General features: G+C 53.0%; 18 protein-coding genes. 9 read left to right on the top strand and 9 right to left on the bottom strand.

The features are described from left to right. Positions 1-3 precede the first annotated feature (3 nt). Complete coding sequence (locus tag I3V23_09245; GenBank protein QPI84770.1) at positions 4-2,265, top strand: NADP-dependent malic enzyme; 2,262 nt, start codon at positions 4-6, stop codon at positions 2,263-2,265. 30 nt (positions 2,266-2,295) lie between these two features. Here I3V23_09245 and dnaJ read toward each other — a convergent pair whose 3' ends face one another. The 3 genes from dnaJ to I3V23_09230 all read right to left on the bottom strand — a co-directional run bounded on the left by dnaJ (position 2,296) and on the right by I3V23_09230 (position 6,431). Then, the gene (gene dnaJ / locus I3V23_09240) at positions 2,296-3,447 is read right to left on the bottom strand and encodes a molecular chaperone DnaJ (GenBank protein ID QPI84769.1); all 1,152 of its coding nucleotides are present in this window, start codon (positions 3,445-3,447) and stop codon (positions 2,296-2,298) included. 76 nt (positions 3,448-3,523) lie between these two features. Further along, complete coding sequence (dnaK, locus tag I3V23_09235; protein QPI84768.1) at positions 3,524-5,422, bottom strand: molecular chaperone DnaK; 1,899 nt, start codon at positions 5,420-5,422, stop codon at positions 3,524-3,526. Positions 5,423-5,609: 187 nt separating this feature from the next. After that, a complete protein-coding gene (locus tag I3V23_09230; GenBank protein ID QPI84767.1) occupies positions 5,610-6,431 on the bottom strand; it encodes an ABC transporter permease in 822 nt (273 codons plus the stop codon). 131 nt (positions 6,432-6,562) lie between these two features. Between I3V23_09230 and cysQ the strand changes: the two genes are divergently transcribed. The 8 genes from cysQ (at position 6,563) to I3V23_09190 (ending at position 15,737) form a co-directional block, all read left to right on the top strand. Further along, positions 6,563-7,360 carry a 3'(2'),5'-bisphosphate nucleotidase CysQ gene (cysQ, locus tag I3V23_09225; protein QPI84766.1) on the top strand — a complete coding sequence of 266 codons (798 nt, stop codon included), beginning with the start codon at positions 6,563-6,565 and terminating at the stop codon, positions 7,358-7,360. Then, complete coding sequence (locus I3V23_09220; GenBank protein QPI84765.1) at positions 7,357-8,157, top strand: 3-deoxy-manno-octulosonate cytidylyltransferase; 801 nt, start codon at positions 7,357-7,359, stop codon at positions 8,155-8,157. The genes cysQ and I3V23_09220 overlap by 4 nt, the downstream gene beginning before the upstream one ends. Continuing rightward, positions 8,154-9,347 (top strand): glycosyltransferase, encoded by a 1,194-nt coding sequence (locus I3V23_09215; protein ID QPI84764.1) that lies wholly within the window; start codon positions 8,154-8,156, stop codon positions 9,345-9,347. Before I3V23_09220 ends, I3V23_09215 begins: the two co-directional genes overlap by 4 nt. A gap of 136 nt (positions 9,348-9,483) precedes the next feature. Continuing rightward, complete coding sequence (gene galU / locus I3V23_09210) at positions 9,484-10,377, top strand: UTP--glucose-1-phosphate uridylyltransferase GalU (protein QPI84763.1); 894 nt, start codon at positions 9,484-9,486, stop codon at positions 10,375-10,377. A gap of 10 nt (positions 10,378-10,387) precedes the next feature. Continuing rightward, positions 10,388-11,593 (top strand): glycosyltransferase family 4 protein, encoded by a 1,206-nt coding sequence (locus I3V23_09205; protein ID QPI84762.1) that lies wholly within the window; start codon positions 10,388-10,390, stop codon positions 11,591-11,593. 14 nt (positions 11,594-11,607) lie between these two features. Further along, positions 11,608-12,624, top strand: a complete 1,017-nt coding sequence (locus I3V23_09200; GenBank protein ID QPI84761.1) for a glycosyltransferase family 2 protein — start codon at positions 11,608-11,610, stop codon at positions 12,622-12,624. Continuing rightward, positions 12,621-14,324 (top strand): glycosyl transferase, encoded by a 1,704-nt coding sequence (locus I3V23_09195; protein QPI84760.1) that lies wholly within the window; start codon positions 12,621-12,623, stop codon positions 14,322-14,324. Before I3V23_09200 ends, I3V23_09195 begins: the two co-directional genes overlap by 4 nt. Positions 14,325-14,327: 3 nt before the next feature. Next, the gene (locus I3V23_09190; protein ID QPI84759.1) at positions 14,328-15,737 is read left to right on the top strand and encodes a nodulation protein NodH; all 1,410 of its coding nucleotides are present in this window, start codon (positions 14,328-14,330) and stop codon (positions 15,735-15,737) included. On the opposite strand, the gene I3V23_09185 is transcribed toward I3V23_09190, so the two are convergent. The 6 genes from I3V23_09185 to I3V23_09160 form a co-directional block, all read right to left on the bottom strand. Continuing rightward, positions 15,734-16,198 carry a PTS sugar transporter subunit IIA gene (locus I3V23_09185; GenBank protein QPI84758.1) on the bottom strand — a complete coding sequence of 155 codons (465 nt, stop codon included), beginning with the start codon at positions 16,196-16,198 and terminating at the stop codon, positions 15,734-15,736. The genes I3V23_09190 and I3V23_09185 overlap by 4 nt on opposite strands. Positions 16,199-16,237: 39 nt before the next feature. After that, a complete protein-coding gene (gene raiA, locus I3V23_09180; protein QPI84757.1) occupies positions 16,238-16,804 on the bottom strand; it encodes a ribosome-associated translation inhibitor RaiA in 567 nt (188 codons plus the stop codon). 204 nt (positions 16,805-17,008) lie between these two features. Next, positions 17,009-17,770 carry an LPS export ABC transporter ATP-binding protein gene (lptB, locus tag I3V23_09175; protein ID QPI84756.1) on the bottom strand — a complete coding sequence of 254 codons (762 nt, stop codon included), beginning with the start codon at positions 17,768-17,770 and terminating at the stop codon, positions 17,009-17,011. A gap of 3 nt (positions 17,771-17,773) precedes the next feature. Continuing rightward, positions 17,774-18,268: a lipopolysaccharide transport periplasmic protein LptA gene (locus I3V23_09170; protein ID QPI84755.1), complete on the bottom strand. Its 495-nt coding sequence runs from the start codon at positions 18,266-18,268 to the stop codon at positions 17,774-17,776. An 8-nt stretch (positions 18,269-18,276) separates the two neighbouring features. Then, positions 18,277-18,870 carry an LPS export ABC transporter periplasmic protein LptC gene (gene lptC / locus I3V23_09165; GenBank protein QPI84754.1) on the bottom strand — a complete coding sequence of 198 codons (594 nt, stop codon included), beginning with the start codon at positions 18,868-18,870 and terminating at the stop codon, positions 18,277-18,279. A gap of 9 nt (positions 18,871-18,879) precedes the next feature. After that, positions 18,880-19,491, bottom strand: coding sequence for a ribonuclease D (locus I3V23_09160; GenBank protein ID QPI84753.1), 612 nt, complete (start codon positions 19,489-19,491; stop codon positions 18,880-18,882). Between the last annotated feature and the right edge of the window lie 120 nt (positions 19,492-19,611).

Raw genomic sequence — 19,611 nt, 5'->3', positions numbered from 1 at the left:
TTTATGGCAAATAAACCAAAGGTCACGCGTGAAGAGGCTTTGGCCTATCACTTGGAACCCCGCCCTGGAAAAATTGACATTTCCGCGTCAACGGCGATGTCGACCCAACGGGATCTCAGCCTTGCCTATTCGCCAGGTGTGGCCGTTCCCTGTGAGGTGATCGCACAAAACCCCGCAACCGCATATGATTATACGACCAAGGGCAATCTGGTTGCTGTGATCTCAAACGGGACAGCCGTTCTAGGTCTTGGAAATCTAGGCGCACTCGCCTCAAAGCCTGTGATGGAAGGTAAAGCGGTCTTGTTCAAACGCTTTGCCGATATCAACTCGATTGATATCGAGCTTGCCACGGAAGATGTCGATGAATTCGTGAACGCCGTGCGCCTCATGGGGCCCACCTTTGGCGGGATTAATCTTGAGGATATCAAGGCCCCCGAATGTTTCATGATTGAACAGCGTCTCAAGGAAGAAATGGATATTCCTGTCTTTCATGATGACCAACACGGAACAGCGGTGATCTGTGCGGCGGGTTTGATCAACGCGCTGCATTTGACGGGCAAAAAAATCGAAGATGTCCGTATCGTTTTAAACGGTGCAGGCGCGGCAGGGATCGCTTGCCTTGAGCTGCTGAAATCCATGGGGGCGCAGCATCAGAATTGTATTATTTGCGACACGAAAGGTGTGGTTTACCAAGGCCGCACCGAAGGGATGAACCAGTGGAAATCGGCCCATGCGGTGAAAACCGATTTGCGCAGTCTTGAAGACGCGATGCGCGGCGCTGATGTTTTTCTTGGTGTTTCGGCAAAAGGGGCGGTCACGCAAGACATGGTCAAATCCATGGCCGAAAACCCTGTGATTTTCGCCATGGCAAATCCTGATCCAGAAATCACGCCAGAAGAAGCCCACGAGGTGCGCCCGGATGCGATCGTGGCCACGGGGCGCAGTGATTACCCCAATCAGGTGAATAACGTTCTTGGTTTCCCGTATTTGTTCCGCGGTGCGTTGGATATTCACGCCCGCGCCATCAATGATGAAATGAAAATCGCCTGCGCGCGCGCCTTGGCCGAACTTGCGCGCGAAGATGTGCCTGATGAGGTCGCAATGGCCTATGGTGAAAAGCTGTCTTTTGGCCGCGATTACATCATCCCCACACCTTTTGACCCGCGATTGATCTATACGATTCCGCCCGCTGTTGCACGCGCGGGTATGGATACGGGCGCAGCACGGCGGCCAATCTTGGATCTCGATGCCTATGCCAATGATTTGCAGGCGCGGATGGATCCGACCTCCTCCATCATGCAGGGCATTTATGCCCGCGCCCGTAATGCGCAGGCGCGTATGATTTTTGCTGAAGGGGACGATATTCGCGTCTTGCGCGCCGCGGTGGCCTATCAGCGCAATGGTTTGGGCAAGGCACTGGTCGTTGGGCGTGAGGCTGATGTCGCGGAAAAACTCTCAGCGGCGGGTTTGGCGGATGCAGTGCGCGAGCTTGAGATCGTGAATGCCGCAAAAACGCGCCACTTAGATGCCTATAAAGATTTCCTTTACAACCGCCTGCAACGTAAAGGCTTTGATCGGCATGACATCCATCGTCTGGCCGCGCGGGATCGTCATGTGTTCTCGGCTTTGATGCTTGCACATGGGCATGGGGATGGTTTGGTCACAGGGGCCACGCGAAAATCCGCGCATGTTTTGGGCTTGATCAACCATGTATTTGACGCCTCCGCCAAGGATGGCGCGGTTGGTATCACGGTGCTGATGCATAAGGGCCGTGTTGTTTTGGTGGGCGACACGCTTGTCCATGAATGGCCCGAAGCCGAGGATCTGGCCCTGATTGCCAAGCGCGGTGCAAATGTTGCGCGTATCTTGGGCCTTGAGCCGCGTGTCGCTTTTGTCAGTTTTTCAACATTCGGCTATCCAGTCTCTGAGCGCGCGGTGAAAATGGGGGATGCCCCTGCGATTTTGGCGCGCGAAGGGGTCGATTTCGAATTTGATGGTGAAATGGCGGTGGATGTTGCGCTTAATCGGGACGCGATGCAGCAATATCCATTCTGCAAACTCTCTGGCCCTGCCAATGTTTTGGTTGTTCCTGCGCGTCACTCCGCCTCGATTTCCGTGAAATTGATGCAAGAAATGGCGGGGGCTACGGTCATTGGCCCGATTTTGACAGGGCCAGATCGGCCTGTGCAGATCTGTTCAACTGTTTCCACCGCCAATGACATTTTGAATATGGCTGTCATGGCGGCCTGCGAAATCGGAAAATAACAAAAACCCCCGCAACAGCGGGGGTTTACGTTAGTTTTTCAGATCATCGAAAAAGCTTTTGACCTTGTCGAAAAAGCCTGACGCGTGGGGATTATTCCCCTTATTCAGGCTTTCCTCGAATTTCCGAAGCAGGTCTTTTTGCTCGGAATTCAAGTTCACAGGCGTCTCAAGCGCCAATTCGATATACATATCCCCTGTGCCATTGCCGCGAAGTGCGGGCATACCTTTGCCGCGCAAACGCATTTGGCGACCAGATTGCGCGCCTTCGGCCACCTTCACGCGGCTGCGTCCGCCATCAATGCAAGGCACCTCGACATCGCCACCCAAGGCAGCGGTGACCATCGACACGGGCACGCGGCAGTAAAGATCAACGCCATCGCGTTTGAAAATTGGGTGTTCGGCCACTTCGATGAAAATATAAAGATCACCCGCTGGCCCGCCGCGCAAACCTGCCTCACCTTCGCCCGAGCGCCGAATGCGTGTTCCTGTTTCAACACCAGGGGGCACTTTGATGGAAAGATGACGATCTTTTTGTTCGCGACCCGCGCCCCCGCATGATCGACAGGGGTTTTTCACAATTTGACCCACGCTTGAACAGGTGGGGCAAGTGCGTTCCACAGTGAAAAAGCCTTGTTGCGCGCGGACTTTGCCCATGCCTGAACAAGTTGGGCAAGTGACGGGTTCAGATCCGCCCTCTGATCCGCTGCCAGAGCAGCTTGAACACGTTACGGCTGTGGGAACGGTAATCTCGCGGCTGAAACCCGCATAGGCTTCTTCCAAGGTGATCCGCATATTATAGCGCAGATCAGAGCCGCGCGTGCTGCGTTGACGCCCACCGCGGCCACCGCCACCGCCCATGAAATCGCCAAAAAGGTCTTCGAACACATCTGAAAAGGCGCTGGCGAAGTCACCGCCTGCGTGAGGGCCGCCCGCACGGGGGCCGCCTGCCATACCGCCATCAAACGCCGCATGACCAAAACGATCATAAGCCGCTTTTTTATCGGCATCTTTCAGAACTTCGTAGGCTTCATTCGCTTCTTTGAACTGCGCTTCCGCATTCGGATTGTCAGAATTGCGGTCGGGGTGCAGTTCTTTCGCCTTTTGACGATAGGCTTTCTTGATTTCTTCAGGCGAAGCGCCACGCGCCACACCCAAAACATCGTAATAATCGCGCTTCGACATCGGTAGACACCCTTTTCTTAACGCATAGACCAGCCAAGGCGCACCCCAGCTGGTCTATCGGGATCAAATTTCCCGATTAGGAGCGCTTTCTGTCGTCCAGATCTTCGAAATCGGCATCTACGATGTCATCATCGACACCAGATGGCTCATCACCGCCTTCGCCATCCTCGGCTTGGGCTTTGTAAATCGCCTCGCCAAGTTTCATCGCGGCTTCGGTCACGTTTTGGATGCCAGATTTGATCTTGCCCGCATCATCGGTCGCGATCTGTTCTTCCAAGTTTTTGATGGCTAACTCGATTGCTTCGACTGTGGTCGGATCAACCTTGTCGGAGTGTTCTTCCAAGGATTTCTGGGTCGAGTGGATCAGGCTTTCCGCTTGGTTCTTGGTCTCTACCAATTCCTTGCGCTGCTTATCGGCATCAGAGTTTTCCTCAGCCTCTTTGATCATACGATCAATATCCTCATCGCTGAGGCCACCCGATGCTTGGATGGTGATCTTTTGCTCTTTGCCTGTGCCTTTGTCTTTCGCAGAAACCGAGACAATCCCGTTTGCGTCAATGTCAAACGTCACTTCGATTTGTGGCATGCCGCGCGGCGCCGGTGGGATATTCTCCAGATTGAACTGGCCCAACATTTTATTGTCAGCGGCCATTTCCCGCTCGCCTTGGAAGACGCGGATTGTCACCGCATTTTGATTGTCCTCAGCGGTCGAGAAAATCTGGCTTTTCTTGGTTGGGATGGTCGTGTTGCGGTCGATCAGACGGGTAAAGACGCCGCCCAAGGTTTCAATCCCAAGGCTTAGCGGGGTGACGTCCAGAAGAACAACATCCTTCACATCGCCCTGCAAAACGCCCGCTTGAATGGCCGCGCCCATGGCTACAACCTCATCAGGGTTCACGCCTTTATGGGGTTCCTTGCCAAAGAAGTTAGACACTTCTTCGATTACTTTGGGCATACGGGTCATGCCGCCGACCAAAACCACCTCGTCAATATCACCTTTTGAGAGGCCCGCATCTTTCAACGCAGCCTGACATGGTTTCAGCGAGCGTTTGATTAGATCACCCACAAGGCTTTCCAATTTCGCGCGGGTCAGTTTCAGCACAAGGTGCAAGGGCTGGCCGTTTGACCCCATCGAGATGAACGGTTGGTTGATCTCGGTCTGGGTCGAAGAGGAAAGTTCGATCTTTGCTTTTTCCGCCGCTTCTTTGAGACGCTGAAGCGCCATTTTGTCTTGCGTCAGATCGACATTGTTTTCCTTTTTGAATTCCTGCGCGAGGTAATTCACAATCGCCATGTCGAAATCTTCACCGCCAAGGAACGTGTCGCCATTGGTGGATTTTACCTCAAACAGGCCATCGTCAATCTCAAGAATTGTGATGTCGAATGTGCCGCCACCAAGGTCATAGACCGCAATGGTCTTGGTGTCTTTTTTGTCCAACCCATAGGCCAATGCGGCCGCTGTTGGTTCGTTGATGATGCGCAGCACCTCAAGGCCTGCGATTTTACCCGCGTCTTTGGTCGCCTGACGCTGTGCATCGTTGAAATAGGCAGGAACGGTGATCACGGCCTGCGTCACATCTTCGCCCAGATAATTCTCGGCGGTTTCCTTCATCTTGGTCAGGATTTGTGCAGAAATTTGGCTGGGGCTGAATTTCTCGCCCTTTACCTCGACCCATGCGTCACCATTGCCGCCGTCAATGATTTTGTAGGGAACAAGGTTCTTGTCCTTTTCCACTTCGGCATCGGTCAAACGACGCCCGATCAGACGTTTTACAGCAAAAATTGTGTTTTCAGGATTGGTAACAGCTTGGCGCTTTGCCGATTGACCCACCAGACGTTCGTCATCGGTGTAGCCAACAATCGATGGGGTGGTGCGCGCGCCTTCAGCGTTCTCAATCACGCGCGGTTGCGCGCCGTCCATAATCGCAACACAGGAGTTTGTGGTGCCGAGGTCAATGCCAATTACTTTAGCCATCTTTTCTGGTCCCTTTTCTTCAAGCGAACATGCGGCAACGGCCCGATCTCGGCTCCGTCACTGCTTATGTATAGGCCGTTCAGAACAGCCTGTTTCGGTGGCTATATAGGCAGGCACATCGCCCCCTGCAAGCAGCGCAACGCTAGGAATTTGGGAAAGATCACAAGGAATTCTACGAAATTCTTGGCTAGCGCCCCATATCCCACGACATTGAGGCCCGCTTGGTTGTGAAAAACTCAGCCATCAGGCCAACAATCAACAGGCCACAGGCCACATAAAGCGGGTATTCCCAATTCGTATGATGCGGAAAGTAATTCACGAACACGGCGCCGCGCATTTGGTCGACAATGTGAAACAAAGGGTTCCAATCAAACATCGAAATAATGAATCCCGGCACCGTATTGGCGACAAACATCTTGCCTGACGCGACCATATTGATCCGCATATAGGCCTGTTGCGCAAATCGCGTTACTTCGGGCGACCATGGGCGCATGGCGCGAAACACCAGCCCAACGCCAAAGCCAGAAAACCACGCCAAAAGGTAAATCATCAAAGCGGCTTTCCAGTTATGGAAGGTCACCGTGCCGCTGAACGTGTGCAGCGCGAATAAAATCACCAAGAGCGAAATGGTTTGCACGTAAAATGCCGAGATCAGTGAGGATGCAATCGCCACAATTGGATTCATCGGCCCATGTTGCATCAGGGATGAGGTGCCGCCTTCTGCGGCAGAGACAGCAGCCACCGCGCGGATATGGCAGAGGTATAAATAAATCCCTGACAAGAGATACATCATGAAATCGCCGCGCAGTTTTGCCTCGCGCGCGCCGATGAAATAGAACATCAGATAAAATCCGCCGACAAACATGCCCGCCTGTAAAATGCTGGTCATGATGGCCCAAACGGCGTTGCGGTGCGATGAACGCACCTTTTGAACCGAGGCGTGATAGGTCACCTCAAGCATGGAAAAGAGGCTACGCCTCATCGTGTTCGTTTGTCGCGCTTCAAACATGGATGCTGGCCTTGATCCATAGATGTCGGTTTGTTTGGCAAGATATATATGATCTACTTGCCCCATCCAACGAGACTAGGATAACCGCAAACGGCCATTTAAGGCAATCTGGTTAAGGAAATTGTTACAAAATGGATTTTGACAAGATCGAGCGCGTGTTTCGAAGCCTCGCCTTGGGGGCAGGCGAAAAAATCATGGAGGTTTATGCCTCGGATGATTTTGGTGTTGAAAGCAAATCAGATGACAGTCCCGTAACCCGCGCTGATCAGGCGGCGGATGCCTATATCTCTGCGGGCCTACGCGCAGCTTTTCCCGATCTTGCGCTTGTGACCGAAGAACAGGCTGAAACCCATCGGCAATCCTTGCGGGATTTCATCATTGTTGACCCGCTTGATGGCACAAAGGAATTTGTGCAGCGCCGTGGGGATTTTACGGTCAACATTGCCCTTGTTTTGGATGGCCGCCCTCAGCGTGGTGTTGTTTATGCGCCCGCGAAGCAGCGATTGTTTTACACCCGTGCGGATGGCCAATCGGTTGAGGAATTCATGCCCTTTAACCACGATGAAATTGGCCCGCAGAAATTGCTTTCCGTGGCAGAGGCCGACAATAGCGCCTTGCGCGTAGTCGCCTCAAAATCACATCGCGATGCCGCCACGGATGCCTATATCAGTGCCTATGAAATTTCAGATTTGCGCAGCGCAGGCTCATCTTTGAAATTCTGTTTGGTTGCTTCGGGTGAGGCGGATTTCTATCCGCGTCTTGGCCGCACGATGGAGTGGGATACGGCCGCGGGCGATGCAGTGTTGCGCGGTGCGGGCGGCCAGATGGTGGAGTTTTCGACCCATCAGGAATTTACCTATGGCAAGGCAGGTTTTGAAAATAGCTTCTTCATCGCCTATGCCCCAACCGTGGAGTTGATCGAGCCATGAGCGTCATTTGTGTAATACCCGCGCGGTATCAATCCTCACGCTATCCGGGCAAACCCTTGGTTCAGTTGCGCGGGGTTTCGGGCAAATCTATGAGCCTGATTGAACGCAGTTGGCGCGCCGCTTGTGCCGTAAGAGGTTTTGACGCGGTCTATGTGGCCACGGATGATGATCGTATTCGAGATGCCGCCCAAGGTTTTGGCGCGCAGGTTGTGATGACCTCGTCCGATTGTGTGAATGGGACGGAGCGCTGCGCAGAGGCCCTCAATAATCTTGGACAAAATGTTGAGATGGTGGTGAACCTTCAGGGGGATGCGCCGCTGACGCCTGCATGGTTCTTGGAGGAGTTGATCACAGGCCTGCGCGCTGATCCGTCTGCGGACATTGCTACGCCCGTTTTGCGCTGTGATGGTGAAACCTTGGCCGCATTCAAAGCGGATCGTAAGGCAGGCCGCGTTGGCGGGACCACGGCCGTTTTTGGCAGCGCGCACCAAGCACTCTATTTTTCAAAGGAAGTGATCCCCTACACCACGGGTATTTCTGAGGACGCCGAAGAAACCCCCGTCTTTCATCATGTGGGTGTTTACGCTTATCGCCCCGAGGCGCTATTGGCCTATCCGACATGGCCGACAGGGCCGCTAGAGACACTTGAGGGGTTAGAACAATTGCGCTTCCTCGAGTCTGGTCGCCGTGTGTTATGTGTCGAGGTCGAAGCGCAAGGGCGCAAATTCTGGGAATTGAACAACCCTGAAGATGTGTCACGGATCGAAGCCATGCTTGCGGAGATGGGCCAAGAATGAGCCAGCCGCGCGTCAGCGTGATCGTGGTCAGCCACGGACGCCCTGATCTTTTGTGTCGCGCCGCGCTGTCTGTATTTCATCAAAACCACCGCCCTGTGGAATTGATCATTGTGGCTGATCACTTGGGTTTGGCGGCGATTTCGACTTTGCCCTTTGTAAGCCGCATTAAGCGGGTTTTGTTCGAAAATGAAAATATCTCAGCCGCCCGAAATATCGGGATTGATCATGCGGCGGCGGAATATATCGCCTTTCTAGATGATGACGCGGTGGCCGAGCCGATGTGGCTATCACTGATGCTGAAAGAGATGTGTCAGCACCCATGGGCCGCGCTCACGGGCACTGTTTTGGGGCGGAATGGAATTTCGGTGCAATGGGGCGATGTTGGCTTTGATGACTTGGGGCGGGATCAGCCCAAATCTGATGCAGGCCCACGCAAATTACACGGCACAAATATGCTGTTCAGAGCCGATATTCTGCGCCAAATAGGCGGCTTTGATGAGGCCTATCGTTTTCTCTATGACGACACAGATCTTGCGATGCGATTGCATCATGCGGGGCATGAAACAGGCTATCTTGATGGGGGATTGATCCATCATGGTTTCGCACAAAGCGCGCGCCGATCTGCCCGCCGCGCGCCGAAAACCCTGTTTGAGATTGGTGCAAGCTATGCAGGATTTTTGCGCCGCTATGCACCCCCAGCGTCAATGGATGCTGCATTGTTGGATTTTGAATATACGCAAAAACGGCGTATTGAGCGGTTCGCGCTGTCAGGGGATCTGTCGCCTTTTCGTATTGCGCCCCTTTTAGCAGAGCTGCGTTCAGGGTTTGAACAAGGGCGAATGCGGCCTCTCCTGCTGCGCCAATCCTTTGACCAAGCCCCCCCGTTTCAGCCCTTGCGCGATGATGATCCACAGCCGCCTGTCATTCTACATGGCCCGTGGCGTGATCGTCACCGCTTGCGCATCCAAGCGGCGCAGCATGCGGCAGCGGGCGAAAACACCTCCTTGTTTCTGTTTCATCCAACCGCCGTTCCGCATTGGGTGCGGTTTCATCGCCAAGGATATTGGGAACAGGTCGGGGGTCTTTATGGCCCCTCCCGCCGCGATCAGAAGCGGGTTGTCTTGTGGCGCTTTGCGGGCCGTGTTCAGGCCGAGACGGCGCGCGTTGCATCGGCACGGGGTCTTCCATGAAATCATAGGCGCATCACACTGGCCCCTAGGATTTAGCGAGAAAATTCGTTACACAATTCTTCAATACATACCAAGTTGGGGTGAGGCGGCATGTCTTAATGGGCTTGGGCGTAAAAATTGGCCAGAGAGAGCGAAGATGAAGAAAAAAATTACAAAAGCAATTTTTCCCGTTGCAGGACTAGGCACGCGATTTTTGCCCGCGACCAAATCAATCCCGAAAGAGATTATGACTTTGGTCGATCGTCCCTTGATCCAATACGCGATTGACGAGGCGCGCGCGGCAGGGATCAAGGAATTCATCTTTGTTACATCGCGCGGAAAAAGCGCGCTTGAGGATTATTTTGACCACTCCCCCGAGTTAGAGGCGACCCTGCGCCGCAAGGATAAAAATGATCTTTTGGATTTGCTGAAAAGCACCAATATGGACAGCGGCGCGATTGCATATTTGCGCCAGAACCGACCCTTGGGATTGGGCCATGCAGTGTGGTGCGCGCGGCGCCTGATTGCGAATGAACCTTTCGCGGTTATTTTGCCTGATGATGTTATTGCGGCTGAAACGCCATGTTTGCAGCAAATGGTTGAGGCCCATGCGGAAACTGGCGGCAATATGGTTGCCGCAATGGAGGTGCCCGCAGATAAGGCCTCTTCTTACGGGATCTTGGACGTGAAGGAAGATCATGGCGCGATGGTGTCGGTCAAAGGCATGGTTGAAAAGCCGAATGAAGGCGCCGCCCCTTCAAACCTTGCCGTGATTGGGCGCTATATTCTAACGCCTGAAATCATGACCAATTTGAACAAGATCAAATCTGGCAAGGGTGGTGAAATTCAGCTGACCGATGCGATTGCGCATGAGATCGAAAATTCTGACAATGTTTATGGCTTCCGCTTTAAAGGTCAGCGTTATGATTGTGGCTCAAAGGCGGGTTTCTTGCAGGCCACAGTGGCATTTGGGCTGTCTCGCCCAGATCTTTGCGATGAATTTGGCGATTTCTTGCAAGATTTGATGTCGATGCGCGCCGCAGCCCAGTAAACGCCACCTCATGCATATTTTGCTAGACGTGACGCGGCTGGTGTCGCGGATCGGGCAAAGCCAGTTGACGGGCGTGGATCGTGTAGAGCGGGCCTATTTGGATTTCGCCCTAGGCCTGCCACGCCCGTTGTTTTTTTATCGCAGCACGCGAGGTTATGTCTTGCTTGGGGCGGAGGGCGGGCGCGCCTTGGCGCGCTTTGCCGATGGTGAAGATTTGCCTGCACGGGGCGATATCCTATCGCATTTGATCTGGCGCGGCCGCCATCCGCGGCATCGCCTTCAAGCGGCCTTGCGAAAATTTGCTTTGGCGCGCTGTCCGCATTTCACGGGCTTGTCGCGGATGATTTCAGCCCATGTTCCAAGTGAGGCTGTCTATTTGAATGTTGGTCACGCCAATCTGTCCCCCGCTGTGTTTGAGGCCGTTCAGCCGCGCAAGGTTCTGGTTTATGTTCATGATGTCATCCCCTTGACCCATCCCCAATTCACACGCGCTGGGATTAGCGCGCGGTTTGAACAGAAACTGTCGCAGGTGGGGCGCTATGCGGATGCAATTTTGACGAATTCAAACGTCTCTAAACAGGCGATTTGTGACTGGTTTTATCCAAACCCTTCGCCGCCCTGCCACGTTCTATACCCAGGCTTGGATCACGCAAAAAACCTGCCATTGCCCCGAAATCCGCAGCGGCGTTTTTTGATGATTGGCACGATTGAGCCGCGCAAAAACCACGCCCTTCTGCTAGATACATGGGACGCGCTTTTCGCGGAAATGGGGCCAGATGACTGCCCTGAATTGCATCTTGTGGGCCAGCGCGGTTGGGCTGCGCCTGATCTTTTGCAAAGATTGGATCAGCATCTGTTGCGTAATACCAAGATATTCGAACATGGCGCGCTGCCCGATGCCGAATTACGCGATTTGATGCAAAGCGCGAATGCGCTTCTCTTTCCAAGTTTGGCCGAAGGCTTTGGCTATCCGCCGCTTGAGGCGTTGCAGGTTGGGCTGCCGTGCATCGTTTCAGATTTACCTGTTCATCGAGAAGTTTTGAAAACTTATGCAATTTTCCTTTCCCCGCTTGATCCGCAGGCTTGGAAAACGCAAATTAAGGAAATACTGCTATCTGGATCATCGGGTCTGGCCAGTCCCATGGATGATTTACCAAATTGGAAGGATCACTTTCGCGCGGTGCAGGCCGTTATATCTGACGATGTGCGGGAGTGAGATGGGGATCGAGTATGAATGCGCTCAGCCGGTATCGGCTCAGGCTGCAACGAAAGCGGTTTTTGGTGCGCGCTTGGCGAAAGTCGCGTGCGCTGAAACCTGTGCAAAATCGCACGGCACAGATTAAATCGCGTGATCTTTTGTGCTTTTGCACAGTGCGCAACGAAGTTCTGCGCCTGCCCTATTTCCTTGAATATTACCGATCTAAGGGCGTCCGCCATTTCCTTTTTGTGGATAATGATAGCGATGATGGCTCGCGCGATTATTTGGCCGCGCAAACGGATTGTTCAGTCTGGCTCAGCACGGAAAGCTATAAGCGATCCCGATTTGGGATGGATTGGTTGAACCATTTGCTGGGCAAATATGGGCACGGTCATTGGTGCCTCACAGTCGACCCTGATGAATTTTTAATTTACCCGTTTGTCGACACCCGCCCTATTAACGCTTTGACGGATTGGCTTGAGGCATCCTCGATCAAAAGCTTTGGGACGATGCTGTTGGATATGTATCCCAAAGGCCCTATTGGCACTTTCACCTATGAGGCGGGGCAAGACCCGTTCGCGCAATGCTGTTGGTTTGATAGCGGCAATTACATGATCCAGAAGAACCCAAGTTTTGGAAATCTTTGGATCCAAGGCGGGCCGCGCGCGCGGGTGTTTTTTGCAGATGATCCAAAATCTGCACCCGCATTGAATAAGATCCCTTTGGTGAGATGGCAGCGGGGAAATGTCTATGCCAGTTCAACCCACATGCTTTTGCCGCGTGGATTGAACCTTGTTTATGACGAATGGGGTGGTGAAAAAACTTCAGGTGTGTTGCTGCATGCAAAATTCATCGATGGCTTCCAACAAAAAGCCCAAGAAGAATTGCAGCGGCGAGAGCATTTCGCAAATTCAAAAGAGTATCGCGCCTATCTCGCCGCATTAGAGGCGGATCGCGGGCCAAATTTCTGGATGCGATTTTCTGAGAAATTCATCAATTGGCGGCAATTAGAAATCCTTGGCCTGATGTCGAAAGGGAACTGGGCATGAGTTTGGGATTTGTCATGCTCTGCCATTCCCATTTGGATCGTGCCGCTGAGGTAGCCCGCCATTGGGCCGAGCGTGATTGCCCTTTGGTGATCCATGTGGACGCGAAGGTTCCCGCTGCTGAGTTCGCAGGATTCAAGCAAGCCCTATCTGATTTGAAAAATGTGCAATTTAGCGCACGCGTTCCTTGTGAATGGGGCACTTGGTCTTTGGTTCACGCGACCAAGTTAGCGGCAAAGCAATTGCTGAAATCCGAACCGAAAGTTGGTCATGTTTATCTCGTTTCCGGGTCTTGTTTGCCGCTTCGGCCCGTGTCCGAATTGCGCGCCTATCTCAAACAACATCCGCAAACCGATTTTATCGAAAGCGTGACCATCCATGATGTGCAATGGACAGTCGGCGGCCTAAACGAGGAGCGATTTATCTTCCGTTTCCCCTTTTCTTGGAAACGCAATCGCCGCCTGTTTGATCAATATGTGGCGTTTCAACGCCGTATTGGATTTCGGCGGAAAATTCCGAATGATTTGACCCCCCATTTGGGTAGCCAATGGTGGTGTTTGACCCGTCAGACCCTGACGGCGATCCTGACCGATCCTGATGGTGACACCTATGATCGCTATTTCAAACGGGTTTGGATCCCTGATGAAAGCTATTTCCAATCATTGGCCCGCCGCTATGCGATTAACATAGAAAGCCGCTCGCTGACCTTGTCGAAGTTTGATTTCCAAGGAAAACCTCATGTTTTCTATGATGATCATCTGCGGCTTTTGCGCCGGTCTGATTGCTTTGTGGCCCGCAAAATTTGGCATGAGGCCGATTTGCTTTACCAAACCTTCCTCTATCAGGAACAAGAAGCCTGCCTCAAAACAGAGCCAGCCCCAGGCAAGATTGATCGCGTCTTTGCAAAAGCGGTGGAGCGGCGCACGCGTGGCAGGCCGGGCCTCTATATGCATAGCCGTTTTCCAAATTGGAATTGGGAGAATGGGAAAACGGCAGTTGAATATTCCGTATTTCATGGATTTTCAGACCTTTTTCCAGATTTTGAGCCATGGCTTGCGCGGCGCAGCAATGCTCATGTCCACGGCCATCTCTTTGCGCCTGATCGCGTGGAATTTTCTGGCGGTGGTAGCGTTGGGCCAGGCGGCCTGAGCGACAGTTCGGTGTTACGGGATTACAATCCAGAAGCCTTTCTCACCTCGTTGATTTGGAATGCGCGCAGTGAACGGCAAGTGTTTCAATTTAGCCCGCGCGACACTCAAAAAATCACCCCATTTCTGGCTGCAGATGGAAATGCCCGTATCCATATCATCACGGGCGCGTGGGCGTTGCGCCTGTTCGCATCGAATGGAAATTTTGACGATATTCGCAACGAGGCCGCGCGCCTACAGCGCAATGAAATGGATTTTTTGGATGAATTGCGCGCGCTTTACGCACGCGCCCATGTCAAGATTTGGACGCTCACAGAATTTCTGGAATATCCGATCGAGCATCTCTCTGAAGCGATCCAACATGTGCCTCAGGCGGGCGGGCCTGTGCATCTCGAAACGGTGCCGCGGATGGTGAAATTTGCAGGATTTGCCAAGTTTTTGCAGACCCTTAAGAATCAGGGAATGCGCGCCCATGTGGTGGGCGATTTCCCATCCGATGATATGGAGATGATGTCGTCAAAACCTTCGGCCATTCGGCCTTATGTGGTGCGATAGATCATGACGACATTCAAAGGATTTGTCATTTTTGCTGAAATGCGCACGGGCTCGAATTTCCTAGAGGCTGCGCTGAATGAATTTCCAGATATTTGCTCGCATGGCGAGGTGTTTAACCCCAGCTTCCTTGGGCATCCCAAGACGGAAACTCTTTACGATTACGACCTTGCGCGGCGCGAAGATGATCCTTTGGGATTGATGCAGGCGATTTTTGATAACCCGCCCGCGATGGCTGGCTTTCGTTTGTTCCATGACCATGACCCCCGTGTGACCGAAGCCGTTTTGGGTGACCCTACGATTGCGAAGGTGATTTTGACACGAAACCCGCTTGATAGTTATGTGTCGCGCAAGATTGCCGCTGAGACGGGGCAATGGATGCTGCGCGATATGCGCCATCAACGCAGTGCGGAGATCACCTTTAAACTGGGAGAGTTCCAAGATTTATTGGCCCGCCTTCTGGCCTTCCAGTCTAAAGTAACACGGGCGCTGCAGGTGACTGGGCAGGTGGCCTATCGCATCAGTTATGATGAATTGTTCGACATGTCAGTGATCAATGGATTGGCCCGATTTTTGGGATCAGCCCATCAGGTCGACACCCCACCTGCGAAAATCAAAAAGCAAAATCCCGAAGCGCTCTCAAAAAAGGTGATCAATTATGATCAGATGGTGGCAGATTTACAGGGACTAGACCCATTTGGCCTATCCGATATTCCGCTTTTTGAGCCAAGCCGCCATGCCGCTGTGCCATCCTTTGTGGCGGCCCCCAAAACAGGCCTATTGTTTCAACCGATGCGTGGCACCTTATCTGAGGCTGTGATTGATTGGATGGGGGCGCTTGATGGGGTGGGGCGCGATGGGCTGTATCGGCGCATGAGCCAAAATCAATTGCGTCAATGGATGCGGGCGCATGTCGGCTATCGCAGTTTTGCGGTAATCCAACACCCGTTGGAGCGGGCCTATGATGTCTTTACCCGTTATATCCTGCCACAGGATCGCCCTCATTTTGCAACGGCGCGGCGCGTTTTAAGCAAAACCTACGGGCTTGTTTTGCCAAGTCAAAGCGGGGCGCAAGATTGGTCACTTGAGGCGCAGCGCGCAGGCTTCTTGCAATTTCTGAAATTTCTACGGGGCAATCTGGCGGGGCAAACGAGCCTTCCTGTTGATCCTGGTTGGGCCAGCCAGACTGCAATTTTGCAAGGTATGGCGCAGGTGAAACTGCCTGATCTCTTGTTGCGGGCCGAAGAATTGCCAAATGCCCTTCCTGCTTTGGCAGGGCAAGAACAGGCCTTCGTTCTGCCCAATCCCTGCGATCCAATTTCGCTTTCCGAGATATACACGACCGAAATTGAGGATGTCTGCGCCGAAGCCTATCGGCGCGACTATGTCAGTTTTGGATTTGGGTCTTGGGCCTAGGCCGCTTGGCTTTCTGCGCCGCCTGTCAACAAGGTGTGCAGTGTCATTGGGTCAGAATTTGCCCGCAATTTTTCGCAAAGTTCCGCATCCCGCAATGTGCGCGACACGCGCGCCAGCGCCTTGAGGTGATCCACGCCCGTATCGGCAGGCGCAAACAGCGCAAAAACCAGATCAACAGGCTGTCTGTCTGCGGAATCAAAGTTGACGGGACGTTCAAGACGGAAAAATACGCCTGTGATTTTCGTGAGCGCCGACAAACGCGCATGGGGCAAGGCCACGCCATGCCCCACGCCTGTTGGCCCTAGGCTTTCACGCTCCTGCAGAGCTTCGAAAATTTCCGAGGCGCTGACGTCAAGCAAACCCTCAGCCACATCTGCAAGAGATTGCAGAAGCCGCTTTTTGCTTGTCACATCAGAAACAACCTTCACGCCTTGCGGCTCAAGGAGCATCGAAAGTTCCATTCGCGTGTATTCCTTACCCGTCAGGGTCTTTATTTCGGTCTAGCGGGGATCAATCCAGCCGATATTTCCGTCTTCGCGGCGATAGACGATGTTTACGCCTGCGCTCGCTTCGTTTCGGAATACCAAGACAGGGGCGCCCGCCAATTCCATCTGCATTACCGCCTCACCCACAGAGAGCGAAGGGATTTTAGTTTCGGTTTCTGCGATGATGATGGGCTGCAAGGTGTCATCCGCATCATCTTCGTCTTTGTCTGTTGACGCGAGGATATACGAGGCCGCAGCGAAATGTTCAACGGGTTCTGCGCGTTCGCGGTGATGATCTTTCAATCTGCGCTTGTATCGGCGCAGTTGCTTTTCCATTTTCTCACAGCACTTATCAAAGGCCGCGTAGATTTCTGTATCGCTGCCCTTGGCAGATGCGCTGAGTCCAGTGGAAAGGTGAACATTGGATTCGCATACGAACTCATGCCCACTTTTTGAGAAAACGACATGTGAATCTGTTGGTCTTTCAGCATATTTTGCAACAGCCGCGCCAAGCCCGTCTTTCACATATGTTTGGAGTGCTTCGCCAATATCGATTTGTTTCCCACTGATTTGATAGCGCATGTTACCTCCATTACGTAAAGATAGCGTTGAAGCGAGGCTGCAACGCTACACTATAAAATAAGATGTCAGGGATACCGCCTGCCCAAATCTATTTCTGCCTGCGGTCAGCAGCGCGACAGGAAAGAAGAGGGTGTTGGCTCTGTCAAACATCACCCCTATTTGGCGACGAATCCCCGCCATCTGTCAACGTAAAGCAGAAGACGATCAGCCGATTTTGAAATTTTGGCCCAAATAGACGCGGCGCACATTCTCGTCTTGCACGACATCTTTGGAGGTGCCGCTCATTAAGATTTTGCCGTCATGCAGGATATAGGCGCGATCCACGATTTGCAGCGTCTCACGCACATTATGGTCGGTGATCAAAACACCAATGCCGCGCGTTTTGAGATCGGCAACAAGGCTGCGGATATCGTTGACTGCAATCGGATCAACGCCCGCGAAGGGCTCATCCAGCAACACATAGCGCGGATTTGATGCCAAGCAGCGCGCGATCTCCACCCGCCGGCGTTCCCCACCTGACAAGGATAGGGCGGGCGCGCGGCGCAAATGTTCAATCGAGAAATCGCTCAGCAAATCTTCAAGCCGTTTGCGCCGTGTTGCGCCATCTTTCTCGGATATCTCCAAGATTGATAGAATGTTTGCGTCAACTGATAGGCCGCGGAAAATCGACATTTCCTGTGGCAAATATCCGATGCCCGCCCGTGCGCGGCGATACATTGGCAACCGCGTCACATCGTGGCCATCCAACATTACTTTGCCACCATCAGGCGTGACCAAGCCCGCAATTGCATAGAAACTTGTGGTTTTGCCTGACCCGTTTGGGCCAAGCAAGGCCACGACCTCGCCTCTGCGCAATTCCATGGAAACATCACGAATGACGGGTCTGCGGCGATAGCTTTTGCGGAGGTTTGAAACGATCAAACCCGCTGCGCCCTCTTCGACCTTTAATGACACCCGCTTTGCCATGACTTACTGGTTTGCCCCCTGCAAAGTTGTGCGCACACGCCCATCCACCGTGCCTTGCCCCGTGGCAATATCCAGTAGCATCCGCTCGCCCGCAATAACACCGCTTTGTTGACTGACCAAAACATTGCCAACCATTTCCATTTCGTTGCGAGCTACGAAATAGGTGGCGGTTTCAGCCTCGGCCGCGTCCACACCGCGGGTAATCAAAACCCCACCTAGAGCTTGCACTTGGTCGATATCGTTTTGACCGCCGGTTTCGGCATTGGTTTGATAGAGGACGTGGATTTCAGCCGCAGAGATGCGCAAATCGCCCTGCACAGCAATCACATTGCCGCGAAATATTGCATTTCCGTTAGTGTCATCGACCTCAAGACTGTCGGAGACAACTTCGATTGGGGCGCTGCTGTCATGCGGGGTGCCGCCAAAGCCCACTTGTGTCTGCGACTGCGCAGGCAGGCCCATGGCCAGCAAGAAAATAGCGATGAAGAATTGCCGCATATGCCCCCCTATTTCCCTTCGTATAGCAGCCGCACGCCACCCTGAAAATGCACAACCTGATGATCTGACGGGCCAGTGATTGCCATTTGCCCCGCTTCAAGGCGAATCCCGTCCGATGTGATCAAAACCGCCGCAGGCGCGATAATGTCACCAGATGCGGCAATTATAGATAATTCCTCAGTATCTAGCCTATAGCCTTCGGGTGATGTTGCAACAATATTTCCAGTTAATCGTGTGTCAGAGCTTTGGCTATTCCATAAGGCTTGATCAGCCGTGATTTGATCGCGCCCGCCCGTTAACCGCGTTATTTCTGCCGTTACATTGGTGGCGAGAATTTGATTGGCATCTCCATCACTAGGCTCTGCGGAAGATGCGATCAATTCCACCGCATCGCCAGATCCTGTAACCATCGCAAAGCGGGGGTTGGTCATCCCTTGCTGGCCCAATTGGCCATCGGCGCTTCGCGTGGCAAGAGGCAAAGCTTGGTTCGGATCAGGGCGCCCTGAAAACAGAAACATCAGAGACAACACCACCAAAGCAGCAAGCGGCAGAACCAACTTGCTGAATGTTATGATCCGAGAATAGGTGGCACCTTGGGGCATGGGGTTGGATCAATGCGCAAAGATGTCAATCTCTGGCCATCCCGCCAAATCAAGCTTGGCACGGGTTGGCAGAAAATCAAAACAGGCCTGCGCCATCTCTTGGCGGTTCTCACGGGCGAGCATGGCGTCAAGTTTATCTTTGATCTGGTGCAGATACAGCACATCCGAGGCCGCGTAATCCTTTTGGGCATCGGTCAAATGGCTTGCCCCCCAATCGGAGGTTTGTTGATATTTTGACATATCCACGCCAATCAATTCTTGGGCGAGGTTCTTCAGACCGTGCCGATCTGTGAAGGTGCGCACCAGTTTTGAGGCGATTTTTGTGCAATAGACAGGGGCGGCCAAAGCACCAAAGCGATGATACATCGCCGCGATATCGAAACGTCCGAAATGAAATAATTTCAGCGTGTTCGGATCCGTCAAAAGCGCGCAAAGATTTGGGGCTGCTGTTTGATCTTGGGTGATCTGCACCAGATGCGCGTTTCCATCCCCGTCAGACAATTGCACCAAACACAGGCGGTCACGATGTGGGTTTAACCCCATTGTCTCGCAATCAATCGCCACAATCGGCCCCAGTTTTAGACCGTCAGGAAGGTCGCCAAGATAAGTATGGATGGTCACGTGTCTAGCCTTTCACGGGCGGATATGGTGATGCCCTCTTGCGGCCATCTTTGCCCATTTCCCATCTGATTACGAATAAAAATTGGGTATAGGCGGTGCCCATTGGGGTCAAGGCAATGA

The organism is Rhodobacterales bacterium HKCCA1288 (assembly GCA_015693905.1).
Lineage (GTDB): Bacteria > Pseudomonadota > Alphaproteobacteria > Rhodobacterales > Rhodobacteraceae > M30B80.
Note: the sequence above shows the minus strand (reverse complement) of the source record. Positions and strands in the feature narration are given on the sequence as shown.

Excerpts from the sequence above, each read along its gene's own strand:
- I3V23_09190 (QPI84759.1), top strand. The coding sequence starts at position 14,328 with ATGACGACATTCAAAGGATTTGTCATTTTTGCTGAAATGCGCACGGGC.
- lptC (QPI84754.1), bottom strand. The coding sequence starts at position 18,870 with ATGCCCCAAGGTGCCACCTATTCTCGGATCATAACATTCAGCAAGTTG.
- cysQ (QPI84766.1), top strand. The coding sequence starts at position 6,563 with ATGGATTTTGACAAGATCGAGCGCGTGTTTCGAAGCCTCGCCTTGGGG.
- I3V23_09200 (QPI84761.1), top strand. The coding sequence starts at position 11,608 with ATGAATGCGCTCAGCCGGTATCGGCTCAGGCTGCAACGAAAGCGGTTT.
- raiA (QPI84757.1), bottom strand. The coding sequence starts at position 16,804 with ATGCGCTATCAAATCAGTGGGAAACAAATCGATATTGGCGAAGCACTC.
- I3V23_09195 (QPI84760.1), top strand. The coding sequence starts at position 12,621 with ATGAGTTTGGGATTTGTCATGCTCTGCCATTCCCATTTGGATCGTGCC.
- I3V23_09220 (QPI84765.1), top strand. The coding sequence starts at position 7,357 with ATGAGCGTCATTTGTGTAATACCCGCGCGGTATCAATCCTCACGCTAT.
- galU (QPI84763.1), top strand. The coding sequence starts at position 9,484 with ATGAAGAAAAAAATTACAAAAGCAATTTTTCCCGTTGCAGGACTAGGC.
- I3V23_09205 (QPI84762.1), top strand. The coding sequence starts at position 10,388 with ATGCATATTTTGCTAGACGTGACGCGGCTGGTGTCGCGGATCGGGCAA.
- dnaJ (QPI84769.1), bottom strand. The coding sequence starts at position 3,447 with ATGTCGAAGCGCGATTATTACGATGTTTTGGGTGTGGCGCGTGGCGCT.
- I3V23_09170 (QPI84755.1), bottom strand. The coding sequence starts at position 18,268 with ATGCGGCAATTCTTCATCGCTATTTTCTTGCTGGCCATGGGCCTGCCT.
- dnaK (QPI84768.1), bottom strand. The coding sequence starts at position 5,422 with ATGGCTAAAGTAATTGGCATTGACCTCGGCACCACAAACTCCTGTGTT.
- I3V23_09245 (QPI84770.1), top strand. The coding sequence starts at position 4 with ATGGCAAATAAACCAAAGGTCACGCGTGAAGAGGCTTTGGCCTATCAC.
- I3V23_09215 (QPI84764.1), top strand. The coding sequence starts at position 8,154 with ATGAGCCAGCCGCGCGTCAGCGTGATCGTGGTCAGCCACGGACGCCCT.
- lptB (QPI84756.1), bottom strand. The coding sequence starts at position 17,770 with ATGGCAAAGCGGGTGTCATTAAAGGTCGAAGAGGGCGCAGCGGGTTTG.
- I3V23_09185 (QPI84758.1), bottom strand. The coding sequence starts at position 16,198 with ATGGAACTTTCGATGCTCCTTGAGCCGCAAGGCGTGAAGGTTGTTTCT.
- I3V23_09230 (QPI84767.1), bottom strand. The coding sequence starts at position 6,431 with ATGTTTGAAGCGCGACAAACGAACACGATGAGGCGTAGCCTCTTTTCC.